Annotated in this window: 11 protein-coding genes; all 11 read left to right on the plus strand. The window is 61.9% G+C overall.

What is annotated here, in order from left to right:
• Nucleotides 1-50 precede the first annotated feature (50 nt).
• From H598_RS0101980 to ftsA, 11 genes are read left to right on the plus strand one after another with little or no spacing between them, the layout of a single operon-like run.
• Complete coding sequence (locus H598_RS0101980; RefSeq protein WP_051252297.1) at nt 51-1,757, plus strand: penicillin-binding transpeptidase domain-containing protein; 1,707 nt, start codon at nt 51-53, stop codon at nt 1,755-1,757.
• Nucleotides 1,744-3,213 (plus strand): UDP-N-acetylmuramoyl-L-alanyl-D-glutamate--2,6-diaminopimelate ligase, encoded by a 1,470-nt coding sequence (gene murE, locus H598_RS0101985; RefSeq protein WP_156896898.1) that lies wholly within the window; start codon nt 1,744-1,746, stop codon nt 3,211-3,213. The genes H598_RS0101980 and murE overlap by 14 nt, the downstream gene beginning before the upstream one ends.
• Entirely contained in the window at nt 3,206-4,570 is a 1,365-nt protein-coding gene (locus H598_RS0101990; RefSeq protein WP_028111509.1) for a UDP-N-acetylmuramoyl-tripeptide--D-alanyl-D-alanine ligase, read from the plus strand. Before murE ends, H598_RS0101990 begins: the two co-directional genes overlap by 8 nt.
• Nucleotides 4,571-5,653, plus strand: a complete 1,083-nt coding sequence (mraY, locus tag H598_RS0101995) for a phospho-N-acetylmuramoyl-pentapeptide-transferase (protein ID WP_028111510.1) — start codon at nt 4,571-4,573, stop codon at nt 5,651-5,653.
• A gap of 7 nt (nt 5,654-5,660) precedes the next feature.
• Nucleotides 5,661-6,953 carry a UDP-N-acetylmuramoyl-L-alanine--D-glutamate ligase gene (gene murD / locus H598_RS0102000; protein WP_028111511.1) on the plus strand — a complete coding sequence of 431 codons (1,293 nt, stop codon included), beginning with the start codon at nt 5,661-5,663 and terminating at the stop codon, nt 6,951-6,953.
• Nucleotides 6,954-8,171: a cell division protein FtsW gene (gene ftsW, locus H598_RS0102005; RefSeq protein WP_028111512.1), complete on the plus strand. Its 1,218-nt coding sequence runs from the start codon at nt 6,954-6,956 to the stop codon at nt 8,169-8,171.
• The gene (gene murG / locus H598_RS0102010) at nt 8,155-9,252 is read left to right on the plus strand and encodes an undecaprenyldiphospho-muramoylpentapeptide beta-N-acetylglucosaminyltransferase (protein ID WP_169629186.1); all 1,098 of its coding nucleotides are present in this window, start codon (nt 8,155-8,157) and stop codon (nt 9,250-9,252) included. The genes ftsW and murG overlap by 17 nt, the downstream gene beginning before the upstream one ends.
• A 7-nt stretch (nt 9,253-9,259) precedes the next feature.
• Nucleotides 9,260-10,696, plus strand: coding sequence for a UDP-N-acetylmuramate--L-alanine ligase (gene murC / locus H598_RS0102015; protein WP_028111514.1), 1,437 nt, complete (start codon nt 9,260-9,262; stop codon nt 10,694-10,696).
• The gene (locus H598_RS0102020) at nt 10,689-11,609 is read left to right on the plus strand and encodes a D-alanine--D-alanine ligase (protein ID WP_028111515.1); all 921 of its coding nucleotides are present in this window, start codon (nt 10,689-10,691) and stop codon (nt 11,607-11,609) included. Before murC ends, H598_RS0102020 begins: the two co-directional genes overlap by 8 nt.
• Before the next feature lie 3 nt (nt 11,610-11,612).
• Complete coding sequence (locus H598_RS0102025; RefSeq protein ID WP_051252262.1) at nt 11,613-12,371, plus strand: cell division protein FtsQ/DivIB; 759 nt, start codon at nt 11,613-11,615, stop codon at nt 12,369-12,371.
• A 3-nt stretch (nt 12,372-12,374) separates the two neighbouring features.
• A complete protein-coding gene (gene ftsA, locus H598_RS0102030; RefSeq protein ID WP_028111517.1) occupies nt 12,375-13,610 on the plus strand; it encodes a cell division protein FtsA in 1,236 nt (411 codons plus the stop codon).
• Nucleotides 13,611-13,629 lie beyond the last annotated feature (19 nt).

Genomic DNA, 13,629 nt, shown 5'->3' on the forward strand with positions numbered 1-13,629 from the left:
CTGCGGCAAAATCCGGTGCCAAGCAGAAGCTGAGACCGACGCTGTTTCAGATGCGCTACCGTTTCGTGGTGTTCGCCCTGTGCAGTGTGTTTGTGGCCATTATGGCGCGGGCGGCGTACATCCAGGTGATCTCTCCGGACCGGTTGATTAACGAAGGTGACATGCGCTCATTGCGCACTCAAACCCACGAAGTTCAGCGCGGGCTGATCACCGATCGCAACGGCGAGATGTTGGCGGTCAGTGTGCCGGTAGAGGCGATCTGGGCCGACCCTAAGATTTTGAATCAACGCCATAGCTTCGACGATAAGCGCCGCTGGCAAGCGCTGGCGGAGGTGCTCGATGAGCAGCCCGAGGCGCTGGCGGCGCGCCTGAAGGCCAACCCCAAGCGTCGTTTTGTCTATCTGAAGCGCCAGGTGACGCCGGCGTTGGCGCGCTACGTACGCGAGCTGCGCATTCCCGGCATTGGCCTGAAGCCGGAATCCCGTCGCTACTACCCGGCAGGGGAGATCACCGCGCAGTTGGTGGGGATCACCAACATCGATGACAAGGGGCTGGAAGGGATCGAGAGTCAATACGACAACTGGCTCACCGGTTCGGCCAGCAAGATGAAGGTGCGCAAATCCCGCGACGGCAAAGTGGTGGAGAACCTGTCGGTGATCGAGGAGGGGGAAAACCCCAATGATCTCAAGCTCAGCATCGACATGCGGCTGCAGTCTCTGGCCTACCGGGAGCTGAAGAAGGCCACCGAGTATCACATGGCCTCTTCCGGCTCCATCGTCATCATGGACGTGGTTACCGGTGAGGTGCTGGCGATGGTGAACACCCCCAGCTACAACCCCAACCAGCGCAGCAGCATGCAGAGTTTTGCCATGCGCAATCGAGCCATCACCGATACCTTTGAGCCAGGATCGACGATCAAGCCGCTGGTGGTGGCCACGGCGTTGGCAGAGGGGGTGGTCAAGCCCGATGAGGTGATCAATACCAGTCCCGGCTGGCGCCGCATTGGCGGCAGCATCGTTCGCGATTACCGCAACCTGGGCAAACTGGATCTGACCCACGTGCTGCTTAAATCCAGCAACATGGGCACCGCCAATCTGGCTCTGAGAATGGATGTGGAGACCGTGCTCAACAGCTATGCCGGCTTTGGTCTGGGGGATTACTCCGGGGTGAACCTGCCCGGCGAGTCTACCGGGGTGTTGTCGCGACGCACCCGTTGGTCCGATTTTGAGCGAGCAACGTTGTCGTTTGGTTATGGCCTCAGTGCCACGCCGCTGCAACTGGCCAAGGTGTACGCCATCCTCGGCAATGGCGGCCGCAAGCACCCGGCGTCGGTGCTGAAAGTGCGCGCCGACCAACTGCCGCCGGCAGAACAGGTGGTTCCGGAGTGGGTCGCCGATGAGGTGGTGGCGATGTTGTCGGGGATCACCGGTCCCGAAGGCACCGCCAAGCAGGCTCACATCGACGGCTACACCGTGGCCGGCAAGACTGGTACCTCCCGTAAGGCGGTGGCTGGCGGCTATGGCGATGATTACGTTACCTATTTTGCTGGCCTAGCGCCGGCGGAGCGCCCCCGGCTGGCGATGTCGGTGGTGATTAACGACCCGAAAGGGGAACAGTATTACGGCGGCACCGTGGCGGCGCCGGTCTTTGCCAAGGTGATGGCAGGCGCATTGCAGATGCTCAATGTGGCCCCCTTTACCCCAAAAGTGCCGGTGCGGGTGGCCGCCAAACGAGGAGGCGTGAATGATCGCTCTTGATGATCTGTTAGCGCCGTGGATGCCGCTGTCAACGGGCATTAAGGTTCAGGGGTTGACCCTGGACAGCCGCCGGGTTGAGCCCGGGGATCTGTTCGTGGCCCTGCCGGGTCACCTGGTGGACGGACGTGACTACATCGATGCCGCCGTGGCCAATGGCGCGGTGGCGGTGCTTGAGGAGTCGCCCCAGAGCGGTGTACTGCAACAGAAGCCGGTGCTGCGCATTGGCCTGACCGGCTTGAACCGGGCGCTGTCGGCCATGGCGGTGGCCGCCTACCCGGCGGCGAGCCAGCCGATTTTGTACGGCGTTACCGGCACCAATGGCAAAACCACGGTAACCCAGTTGCTGGCGCAACTGCACCACCAGCTGGGCCAGACCGCCGGCGTAATGGGCACCGTGGGCAACGGCCTCTGGGGCCAGCTACAGCCGTCGGTCAATACCACCTCCGACGCCATTACCGTGGCTCGCAACCTGGCGCAGCAAGCGCACGACGGTGCCGAAGCGGTGGCCCTGGAGGTCTCCAGCCACGGCCTGTGTCAGCATCGAGTGGACGGGTTGAGATTTGATGTGGCGGTGTACACCAACTTGAGTCGTGATCACCTGGATTACCACGGTGATATGGACAGCTACGCCGATGCCAAGTTGCGATTGTTCCAGTTACCCGCTGTGGGAACCGCTGTCTTTAATCTGGATGACCAATACGGTGCCCTGTGGCATCGGCAGTGGGATCCCCAGCGTCCCTGTGTCGGCTACAGCCTCGATGGGGCCAGTTGCCGGGGCCAGTACCTGTCGGTGATTCGAGCCGATTACCACAGTGACGGGGTGTCTGCCACGATCCGCTCCAGCTGGGGCGAATTCGAGCTGGCATCACCGCTGATCGGTGCCTTTAACCTGGCCAACCTGCTGGCGGCGCTGGCGGCGATGCTGGTGCGTGATGTCCCCTTGGCACCGTTGTTGCAGGCGGTGACCCAGTTGCAACCGGCGCTGGGCCGAATGGAAGCGTTTACCGCGCCAGGTAAGGCCACCATGGTGGTGGACTACGCCCACACCCCAGACGCCCTCAAGCAGGCGTTGCAGGCGCTGAAGGCCCATTGTCGAGGCAAGCTCTGGTGTGTGTTCGGCTGTGGCGGTGACCGGGATCAGGGCAAGCGGCCATTGATGGCGCTGGAAGCCGAGTCGGTGGCCGATAACCTGATTCTGACGGCGGACAACCCCAGAAACGAGTCGGTGGAGGCCATCATCGAACAGATGCAGGCTGGCCTGCAGGGTAAGGCGCAGGTGTGGCTTGAGACCGACCGTGCCAAGGCGGTGTCTCTGGCCCAGAGCCTGGCCGCGAGTAAAGACATGATACTGGTGGCCGGTAAGGGTCACGAAGACTATCAGATCATTCACAATACCCGGCAGGACTACAACGAGCGCCACTGGGTGCAACAGGTGATGGAGGGCAAGGATGATTAAACTGACCTTGTCTGAGCTGGCGACCATCGTCTCCGGTCAGTTGCTGGGCGACGATGTCGAGATACAGCAGGTGTTTACCGACAGTCGACAGGAGGTGGCCGGCGGGCTGTTCGTGGCGATTAAGGGCGAACATTTTGACGGCCATGGTTACGTGGCCGCCGTGGCTCAAACGGCCGCCGCCGCGCTGGTGAGCGAGCCCCAGTCGGTGGCCCTGCCACAGGTGGTGGTGGCCGATACCCGCCTGGCGCTGGGGCAACTGGGTGCTTGGCTGTGTCGCACTCTGGCGCCCTATCGGGTGGCGATCACCGGTTCGGTGGGCAAAACCTCGGTCAAGGAGATGGCTGCGGCCATTTTTTGCCAGCAGGGTGAGACCCTGGCGACTCTGGGGAATTTTAACAATGACCTCGGTGTACCCCTGACCCTGCTTCGGCTGGAGCCTCAGCACCGTTTTGGCGTGTTTGAACTTGGGGCCAATCATGCCGGCGAGATTCGCTATACCTCGTCGCTGGTGCGGCCCAATGTGGCGATGATCAACAACGTACAAGCGGCTCACCTGGAGGGATTCGGTTCCCTCGATGGCGTCACCGCCGCCAAAAGCGAGATTTTTGAACATCTGAGTGACGACGGGGTGGCGGTGCTGAATCTCGACGATCACAAGGCCGCGGCCATTCGAGACAACATCGGTACTCGACCGACCCTGACCTTCTCCAGTCGTCAGCCTGCGGATCTGCACGGCAGCGACATCGAACGTCTCGGCGACGGCTGTTACCGCTTCAGCCTTAACCGGGCCGATGGCGCCCGCAGCGTCAGCCTGCCTCTGGTGGGGCGGCATCAGGTGGACAACGCCCTGGCGGCCGCGGCCCTGGCCACCGCCGCCGGCATTGAACTGGATAAGATTCAGGCCGGGCTGCAGAGCCTGGTGCCGGTGAAAGGGCGGATGCGGCCGTTGCAGTTGCAGCCGGGGCTTCAGGTGATTGACGACTGCTACAACGCCAGCGTCGCCTCCAGTAAAGCCGCCATCGACACCCTGGCCGAACTCGACGGCACTCGAGTGTTGATATTTGGCGACATGGGGGAGTTGGGGCCCGACAGCGAGGCACTGCACCTTGAGGTCGGCCAGCATGCCTGGAAAAAAGAGATTGACCATGTGCTGACAGTGGGTACATTAAGCCGCTCGGTTTCGGCGCCTCACTCGTCAGGACGTCATTTTGCGGCTCAATCGGATTTGATCGCCGCCGTCATCCGCAGCCTGCCTGATTGGGCAGGGCCGGTGACCCTATTGATAAAAGGTTCCCGCAGCGCCGCCATGGAGCGAGTCATAGACGCTTTGCAGGAACAATATGGAGAACAGAAGTAGATGCTGGTTTATCTGGCCGAGTACCTGGCCCAGTTCCACAGTGGATTTAACGTCTTTTCCTATCTGACGTTCCGCTCCATTCTTGGCTTGTTGACGGCCCTGTGTTTTTGCCTGTTTATGGGCCCGTACCTGATTCGCTATCTGCAGGACATGCAGATCGGTCAAGTGGTGCGTGACGACGGCCCCGAGTCCCACTTCAGTAAGCGCGGCACCCCAACCATGGGGGGCTTGATGATCCTGGGCGGCATCTTTGTCAGTGTGCTGTTGTGGGGCGAATTGACCAACCGCTATGTGCTGGTGATGCTGTTTGTGCTGGGGGCCTTTGGCACCATCGGCTTCGTCGACGACTACCGCAAGGTGATTCGAAAAGATCCCAAGGGGCTGATCGCACGCTGGAAGTATTTCTGGCAATCCGCCATTGCCCTGGTGGTGGGGGCTTACCTGCTGTGGAGCGCCCAAAGTCCGGATGAAACCATGTTGGTGGTGCCCTTCTTCAAGGACGTGATGCCACAACTGGGGCCACTGTTCATTCTGCTGGTGTACTTCACCATCGTCGGCAGCTCCAATGCGGTTAACCTGACCGATGGCCTCGATGGCCTGGCGATTGTGCCGACGGTGATGGTGGCGGCGGCGTTTGCCTTGGTGGCTTACCTGTCCGGCCACGCCGAATTCTCCCGCTACCTGCATATCCCTTATCTGCCCGGAGTGGGTGAGTTGGTGATCGTCTGCACCGCCATGGTTGGCGCCGGGTTGGGCTTTTTGTGGTTCAACACCTATCCAGCCCAGGTGTTTATGGGCGATGTGGGCTCATTGGCGCTGGGGGCGGCACTGGGGGCGATTGCGGTGCTGACCCGACAGGAGATCCTGTTGGTGATCATGGGCGGCATCTTCGTCATGGAAACCCTGTCGGTGATTCTGCAGGTGGGCTCCTTCAAGCTGCGTCGTAAGCGCATCTTCAAGATGGCGCCCATTCATCACCATTTCGAATTGAAAGGCTGGCCGGAACCACGGGTTATCGTTCGTTTCTGGATCATCTCCCTGTGTCTGGTGTTACTGGGTCTGGCGACCCTTAAGGTGCGTTAACGTGAGTCTGACGTCGCGAGTGGATTGGTTGGTTCTGGGGCTGGGCATCACTGGCCTGGCCTGCGTACGCCATCTCCATGGCCGTGGCGACACCGTCGCGGTGTGGGACACTCGCCAGACGCCTCCGGGGGCCGAGCAACTGGCGGCCGAGTTTGCCGATGTGCCGCTGCTCAGCGGCGAGTTCGAGGCGGCCGGCCTGAAGCAGGCAACCACTCTGGTGGTGTCACCGGGTATTGCCCTGGCCACACCGGCCATTGCCGAGGCGATGGCGGCCGGCGTCGAGGCCATCGGCGACATCGAGTTGTTTGCCCGAGAAGCGGACAAACCGGTGATCGCCATCACCGGATCTAATGGCAAGTCGACGGTCACCACCTTGGTGGGTGAGATGATCGAGGCCGCCGGTCTGAGCGCGGGTGTGGGCGGCAACATCGGTGTGCCGGCATTGCAGTTGCTGAACCGCGGCCACGATGTCTATGTGCTGGAGTTGTCCAGCTTCCAGCTTGAGACCACTCACAGCCTGGCGCCGCGCATCGCCACGGTGCTGAATGTCAGTGACGACCACCTGGATCGCTACCGGGACTTTGAGCATTACCGCGACACCAAACGCACCGTTTATGATGGCGCCCAGTTGTGTCTGCACAACCTCGACGACGACGATACCCGTTGCCATGACCCCCAAGCCTGGAGTTTTGGCCTGCAGGCGGGGCGTTTCCACCTGGCCGACGGCCAGTTATGCGACGGGGCCGTAGCGGTGATGCCGGTGGCAGAGATGGCGCTGGTGGGACAACACAATCAGGCCAATGCCCTGGCCGCCATGGCATTGGCCACGGCGGTGGGCATCGACCATGACGCCATGCGTCAGGCACTGCGCCGGTTTGGTGGCCTGGCGCACCGCTGCCAGACGGTGGTGGTAAAACACGGTGTCCACTTTGTGAATGACTCCAAGGCCACCAACGTCGGCGCCACTCTGGCAGCCCTAGAAGGGTTGGCGGAGTTTCCCGGTCGCTTGCACCTGATTGCCGGGGGCGTCGGCAAAGGCGCCGATTTCTCGCCGCTGGCGCCGGTGTTTGCCGCGCGATTGGCGAGTCTGTTTACCCTGGGGCAGGACGGTCCGTCGCTGGCGGCGCTGTTTGCCGGGGCGGTGCAGTGCGACTCCATGGAGAGTGCGGTTCGCCAAGCGGCGGCAGTGGCGGTCGAGGGCGACATGGTGTTGCTGTCCCCGGCCTGTGCCAGCCTGGATATGTTCGCCAACTACATGGAACGCGGCGACAGTTTTCAACGTGCGGCGGAGGCGGTCTGAATGGCGTCTACCGAGCAGCAGTTGTCACTGAGATTGCCTCGCAGCGGCCTGATGGGCTGGCTGGGGGCACACTCGGATCAGCCGCCGCTGTACGATCGCTTTCTGCTGTTGCTGCTGCTGACGCTGGCAGCCATCGGCCTGGTGATGGTGACCTCGGCGTCATTGGCCGAGGCGCAAAGCCTGACCGGCGATCCGCTCTATTTCGTTAAGCGCCACCTGGCGTTTCTCGGCGGTGCATTGGTGATCCTGGCCCTGGGGCTGCGCATCCCCATGAGTTGGTGGCAACAACGCAGTACCCAGTTGATGCTGGGAGGACTGGTGTTGATTGTGCTGGTGTTGTTCGTCGGCCGCAGCGTCAACGGGGCGACTCGCTGGTTGCCGTTGGGCCCGGTAAACATTCAGGTGGCTGAGGTGGCCAAGTTCACCCTGTTCCTGTACCTGGCCGGTTACCTGGTGCGGCGTCACCAGGAGGTTCGGGAGGAGCTCAAGGGCTTCTTGAAGCCCTTTGTCACCCTGGGCGTGTACGCCGGTTTCATTCTGGCTCAGCCGGATCTGGGTACCGTGGTGGTGATGTTTGTCACCGTGATGGGAATGCTGTTCCTGGCCGGCGCCAAGCTGAGGGATTTCTTTGCCCTGATGCTGCTGGGGGTGTCCCTGGTGGTGGGATTGATCATCTCGGCTCCGTACCGGCTACGACGGGTCACCAGTTTTTGGGATCCCTGGGCCGACCCGTTCGGCGCCGGTTACCAGCTGACCCAGTCTCTGATGGCCTACGGCCGCGGCGATTGGTTGGGGCAGGGGCTGGGCAACAGCATCCAGAAACTGGAGTACCTGCCCGAGGCGCATACGGATTTCATTTTTGCGGTACTGGGTGAGGAGCTGGGGTTTGCCGGCGTCACCTTTGTGCTGCTGCTGGAACTGATTCTGGCGCTGCGAGCGCTGCGCATTGGCAATCTGGCATTGCAGGCCAATCAGGCCTTTGCTGGCTATTTTGCCTACGGCATCGGTATCTGGTTCAGTTTTCAAACCGCGGTAAACGTCGGTGCCAGCGTTGGCCTGTTGCCAACCAAAGGCCTGACGTTACCCATGGTCAGTTATGGTGGAAGCAGTTTATGGGTAATGACCGTCGCAGCCGTTGTATTGCTGCGCGTCGATTACGAGCGACGATTGGCCGGGGCAAGTCCTGGCAAAAAGGGGGGCAGTGATGACGGCTCCTAAACGATTAATGGTGATGGCCGGTGGTACCGGCGGTCACGTTTTCCCGGCGCTGGCCGTGGCCCGGTATCTGCGGCAGCAGGGCTGGGAGGTCAGCTGGCTGGGCACCGCCGATCGCATGGAGGCGCGCCTGGTGCCCCAGCATGGGTTTGAGATCGACTTTATCGACATCCAGGGAGTGAGGGGCAATGGCCTGATGCGTAAGCTCAAGGCGCCCCTGCAGATCCTCAAGGCGATCTCCCAGTCCTGGCGCCTTTTGCGCCAGCGTAAGCCGGATGTGGTGCTGGGCATGGGCGGCTATGCCGCCGGGCCTGGAGGCATCGCGGCCTGGCTTAGGGGGATCCCGGTGGTGCTGCATGAGCAGAATGCCGTCGCCGGTGCTACCAACCGCATCCTGGCTCGCTTCGCCAGCCGCATCCTCTGCGCCTTTGACGGCGTCTTTCCCGGCCGGGATGCCCGCCGGGTTGGCAATCCGGTGCGAGAGGAGTTGTTGGCGGTGGGGCGGGATCATCCCGTGGTACCCGGTGACCAGCTTAAGGTGTTGGTTGTTGGTGGCAGCCTGGGAGCCAAGGTGCTCAACGAGACCCTGCCCCAGTCGGCGCAGCGGTTGGGTCCGAACACCAGCTTGACCGTCTGGCATCAAGTTGGGCGTGGCAACGAGGCCGCCACCCGGGAAGCCTGGCAGGCCCTGGCGCCGGCCGTGGGAGTGCAGGTGTCGGAGTTTATTGATGACATGGCGGCGGCCTATGCCTGGGCGGATCTGGTGATCTGTCGAGCGGGTGCCCTGACCGTGGCCGAGCTTAGCGCCACCGGCCGGCCCTCGATTCTGGTGCCGTTTCCCCATGCGGTGGACGATCACCAGACCAAAAACAGCGAGGCCCTGGTGGCCTCAGGGGCGGCCAAATTGATGCCGCAGTCCAAGCTGACGCCGAAAAGCCTGGCGCTGCGGCTCACCCAGATGGCTCATGATTCAGAGCGGTTGATGTCCATGGCGCGGGCGGCAACCGAGGTGGCGGTTCCTCAGGCCACCCAGTTGGTGGCACAGGAGTGCATTCAGGCCGCCGGGGGGCAACACAATGAGTAATTCAGCCATGCAGAACGGAATGGGCGCCATGCGCCGAGTGAAAGCGATTCATTTTATCGGCATCGGCGGCGCGGGCATGGGCGGCATCGCCGAGGTGCTGGCCAATGAGGGCTATCGCATCAGTGGCAGCGACATCGCCGAAAACGCGGTAACCGATCGGCTCAAGGCGCTTGGGGCAGTAATTCACCTGGGCCACGATGCCCGCTGGGTGGCCGACAAGGACGTGGTGGTGGCTTCTACCGCCATTGCCGACAGCAACCCGGAGATCATCGCCGCTCGTGAGCGACGGATTCCCGTGGTGCAGCGCGCCCAGATGCTGGCGGAACTGATGCGGTTTCGCCACGGCATTGCCATTGCCGGTACCCATGGGAAAACCACCACCACCAGCTTGATCGCCAGCATCTTTGCTCAGGCGAAGCTGGATCCGACCTTTGTCATCGGCGGATTGCTCAACAGCGCCGGCACCAACGCCCGGCTGGGGTCGGGCAAGTTTTTGATTGCCGAAGCCGATGAATCCGATGCCAGCTTCCTGCATCTGCAGCCGATGGTATCGGTGGTCACCAATGTCGAGCCGGACCACATGGACACCTATGGTGGCGACGTGGGCCGGTTGCACGACACCTTTATCGAGTTTCTCCACAACCTGCCCTTTTATGGCCTGGCGGTGGTGTGCGGTGATGATGACGGTGTGCAGGCGATTTTGCCCCGGATCAGCCGTCAGGTGACCACCTATGGCTTTGGCAGTGACGTCGACGTGCAGGGACGGGATTTCGTTCAGCACGGCACTCACAGCGAGTTTGTGGTGCAACGCCATGGCTGCGATGACCTCAAAGTGACCCTGGCCCTACCTGGACGGCACAACGCCCTCAACGCCCTGGCGGCCATCGCGGTGGCCTCCGACGCCGGCATCGACGATGCGGCCATTGTCTCCGCCCTGGCGCAGTTTGAAGGCATCGGCCGCCGCTTCCAGCAGTACGGAGAGTTTGATAGTGGCCGTGGCCGGGCACTGTTGGTGGACGATTACGGCCACCACCCCAGCGAGGTGGCGGCCACCATCCGCGCCGCCCGTGCCGCCTGGCCCGAGCGCCGACTGGTGATGGCGTATCAACCGCACCGCTACAGCCGCACCCGGGATCTGTATGACGACTTCTGCCAGGTGTTGGGTGAAGTGGATCAGTTGCTGCTGCTGGAGGTGTATGCCGCCGGCGAGGAGCCGATTCCTGGTGCCGACAGTCGCGCCCTGGCCCGATCGATTCGTGGCCGGGGGAAAGTGGACCCCATCTACGTGGCGTCGCCCCAGGCGTTGCCCGGAGTATTGGCGGACCTGATTCAGGACGGTGACGTGGTGATGACTCAGGGGGCCGGCAACATTGGTGCCCTGGCCAAGCAGTTGGGCGCGATGAAGTTGAGTATTGACGCCATGAAAGAGGTAGGCGATGAGTAAGTTTGGCAAAGTGGCGGTGATGTTCGGTGGCAGCAGTGCCGAGCGGGAGATCTCTCTGAAATCCGGGCAGGCGGTTCTGGCCGGACTGCAGGCCGCCGGCGTGGACGCTCACCCCTTTGATCCGGCCGAGCGCCCCCTGGCCCAGTTGCAACAGGAAGGCTTCGAACGGGTGTTTGTGGTGCTTCATGGCCGTGGCGGCGAGGACGGCACCCTGCAGGGGGCCCTCGACCACATGGGCCTGCCCTACACCGGCAGTGGCGTGCTTGGCTGCGCCCTGGCCATGGACAAAGTCCGCACCAAGATGCTGTGGGCTGGCATGGGGCTGCCCACAGCGGCGTTTGAGGTGGCCCGTCAGGAGACGTATCAGGCCGAGCAGGCTGGCACCATGCTGGCGCGTCTCGGTGGCAAGGTGATGGTGAAACCCGCCAATGAAGGGTCTTCCATCGGCATGGCCATCGCCGACACCGCGTTACAGCTGCAGCAGGCCATCGAAGCGGCGCTGGAGTACGACCGACAGATTTTGGTGGAACGCTTTATCGATGGGCCAGAGTACACGGTGTCGATCCTCGGTGAGCAGGCGCTGCCGGCCATCGAGATGCAGACCGACAATCAGTTTTACGACTATCAGGCCAAGTACCAGTCCACCGAGACCCGCTACCTGTGCCCGTGTGACCTGTCTGCGGAGGAAGAGCAGCAGTTGCGCGCCCTGGCTCTGGATGCGTTTAAGGCGGTAGGGGCCAGTGGCTGGGGCCGGGTGGATGTGATGCGCACCGCCGACGGCGACTGGCAGTTGCTGGAGGTCAATACCGTACCGGGTATGACACAGACCAGCCTGGTGCCAAAGGCGGCGCAAGCGAGGGGCCTGGATTTTCAGGCGCTGGTTGTGGCCATTTTGGCCCAGACCCTGAGGTAAGCCATGGTCTCCTTGCCGGCATTGCCCAAATGGCGACGGCCCGAGGTCAACTGGTATTCCCTGGTGGGGATACTGATGCTGATACTGGTGCTGGTGTTGCTGGCATGGGGCGGTAACCGGCTTGGGCAGACACTGGCGGACGCCGACCGCTTACCCATCAGCGAAATCGCCCTGGTGGGAGAGCGGAGCTACACCTCGGATGCGGAGGTGCAGCAGGCGCTGGCCGGTATCGATGGCGCCAGCCTGGTGACCGCCAACATGCAGGGGGTGGCAGCAGCGTTGACCGATCTGCCCTGGGTTAAGCGGGTCACGGTGCGTCGGGAGTGGCCAAATCGGTTACGGGTGTATCTGGTGGAGCAGCAGCCACAGGCGCATTGGAATGGTGACCACTGGCTGAATCAGGACGCGGATGCATTTACCGCGCCGGCTCGCCCCGGATTGGTGCCGCTGCCCGAACTTTTCGGGCCGGCGGACAGCAACCAAAAAGTGTGGCAACACTGGCTGATATTCAGTCAGCTTTTGCGGTTAAATGGGTTTGAGCCAGCGGCGCTGGAGTTGACGGCCCGCCATGCCTGGAAGGTACAGCTCAAAGACGGGTTGGAGCTGCGGCTGGGAAGGACCGATGGCGTCGAGCGCCTGCAGCGGTTTATTGACCTGTGGCCGACGCTGAAAACGCAAGGAAGACGAGCACAATACATTGATCTTCGGTACGATACGGGATTGGCCGTGGGTTGGCAGTTAGAACAACAAGAGAATCAATAGAGCATGACTAAGAGTCAGGAACGTAATCTCATCGTCGGGCTGGATATCGGCACCTCCAAGGTGGTGGCGATCATTGGTGAACTGATGCCCGATGGGGTCATCAGCATTGTCGGCCTGGGCAGCCAGCCTTCCCGGGGCATGGACAAGGGTGGTGTCAACGATCTTGATTCGGTGTCACGCAGCATCAAAAACGCCATTGGTCAGGCGGAGATGATGGCCGACTGTCAGGTGGGTTCGGTGTTCCTGAGCATCTCCGGCCGGCATGTGGACAGTCAGAATGAAAAGGGCATGGTCTCCATCGACGACGATGAAGTGACCCAGGATGACGTCGACCACGCCATCCACACCGCCCGCTCGGTGAAGATTCCCACCGAGCGTCGCATCCTGCACGTGCTGCCTCAGGAGTTCAGCATCGACGAGCAGGAGGGGATTCGCAGCCCGGTGGGTATCTCCGGCATGCGGATGCAGGTGGACGTGCACATCGTTACCTGCTCCAACGACTGGGCCAAAAACATCATTAAATGTGTCGAGCGTTGTGGCATCCAGGTGGAAGACCTGGTGTTCTCCGCCCTGGCATCCGCCGATGCGGTGCTGACCCAGGACGAGAAAGACCTCGGTGCCTGCCTGGTGGACATCGGCGGCGGCACCACCGACATCGCCATCTACACCAATGGCGCCTTGCGTCATTGTGCGGTGATTCCCGTGGCCGGCAATCAGGTCACCAACGACATCGCCAAGATTTTCCGCACGCCGCTGGCCCACGCCGAGCAGATAAAGGTGCAGTACGCCTGTGCTCGTAGTGCCCTGGTCAGCCAGGAGGAGAGCATCGACGTTCACTCCGTCGGTGGCCGGCCGTCTCGAACCATGTCCCGCCACACCCTGGCGGAGGTGGTGGAGCCCCGATACCAGGAGATCTTTGAACTGGTGCAGGAGGAGTTGCGCAGCAGTGGCTTTGAAGAACAGGTGGCGGCGGGGATCATCCTCACCGGCGGAACCTCAGCCATCGACGGTGCTGTCGAAGTGGCAGAAGAGTGCTTTGGCATGCCGGTCAGGGTGGCCATCCCTACGGAATCCAAAGGGTTAAATGAATATGTCAGTGAGCCAAGCTTTGCAACACCCGTTGGCTTGCTGTACTTTGGCGCCGAAAGAATCCGCGATCGCGAGCGCGAACGGGAAACCGGCAACGGAGTCACCAGCTTTTTGGATCGAATCCAAGGTTGGTTTAAGGGTGAATTTTAGCGGCCGATAGCAGTGGGAC

It is taken from the genome of Ferrimonas kyonanensis DSM 18153 (assembly GCF_000425405.1).
Taxonomy (GTDB): domain Bacteria; phylum Pseudomonadota; class Gammaproteobacteria; order Enterobacterales; family Shewanellaceae; genus Ferrimonas; species Ferrimonas kyonanensis.

Bases quoted from the DNA above. Each gene is read 5' to 3' on its own strand.
- H598_RS0101980 (WP_051252297.1), top strand. From the start codon at position 51: ATGCGCTACCGTTTCGTGGTGTTCGCCCTGTGCAGTGTGTTTGTGGCC.
- murE (WP_156896898.1), top strand. From the start codon at position 1,744: ATGATCGCTCTTGATGATCTGTTAGCGCCGTGGATGCCGCTGTCAACG.
- H598_RS0101990 (WP_028111509.1), top strand. From the start codon at position 3,206: ATGATTAAACTGACCTTGTCTGAGCTGGCGACCATCGTCTCCGGTCAG.
- mraY (WP_028111510.1), top strand. From the start codon at position 4,571: ATGCTGGTTTATCTGGCCGAGTACCTGGCCCAGTTCCACAGTGGATTT.
- ftsW (WP_028111512.1), top strand. From the start codon at position 6,954: ATGGCGTCTACCGAGCAGCAGTTGTCACTGAGATTGCCTCGCAGCGGC.
- murC (WP_028111514.1), top strand. From the start codon at position 9,260: ATGCAGAACGGAATGGGCGCCATGCGCCGAGTGAAAGCGATTCATTTT.
- H598_RS0102020 (WP_028111515.1), top strand. From the start codon at position 10,689: ATGAGTAAGTTTGGCAAAGTGGCGGTGATGTTCGGTGGCAGCAGTGCC.
- H598_RS0102025 (WP_051252262.1), top strand. From the start codon at position 11,613: ATGGTCTCCTTGCCGGCATTGCCCAAATGGCGACGGCCCGAGGTCAAC.
- ftsA (WP_028111517.1), top strand. From the start codon at position 12,375: ATGACTAAGAGTCAGGAACGTAATCTCATCGTCGGGCTGGATATCGGC.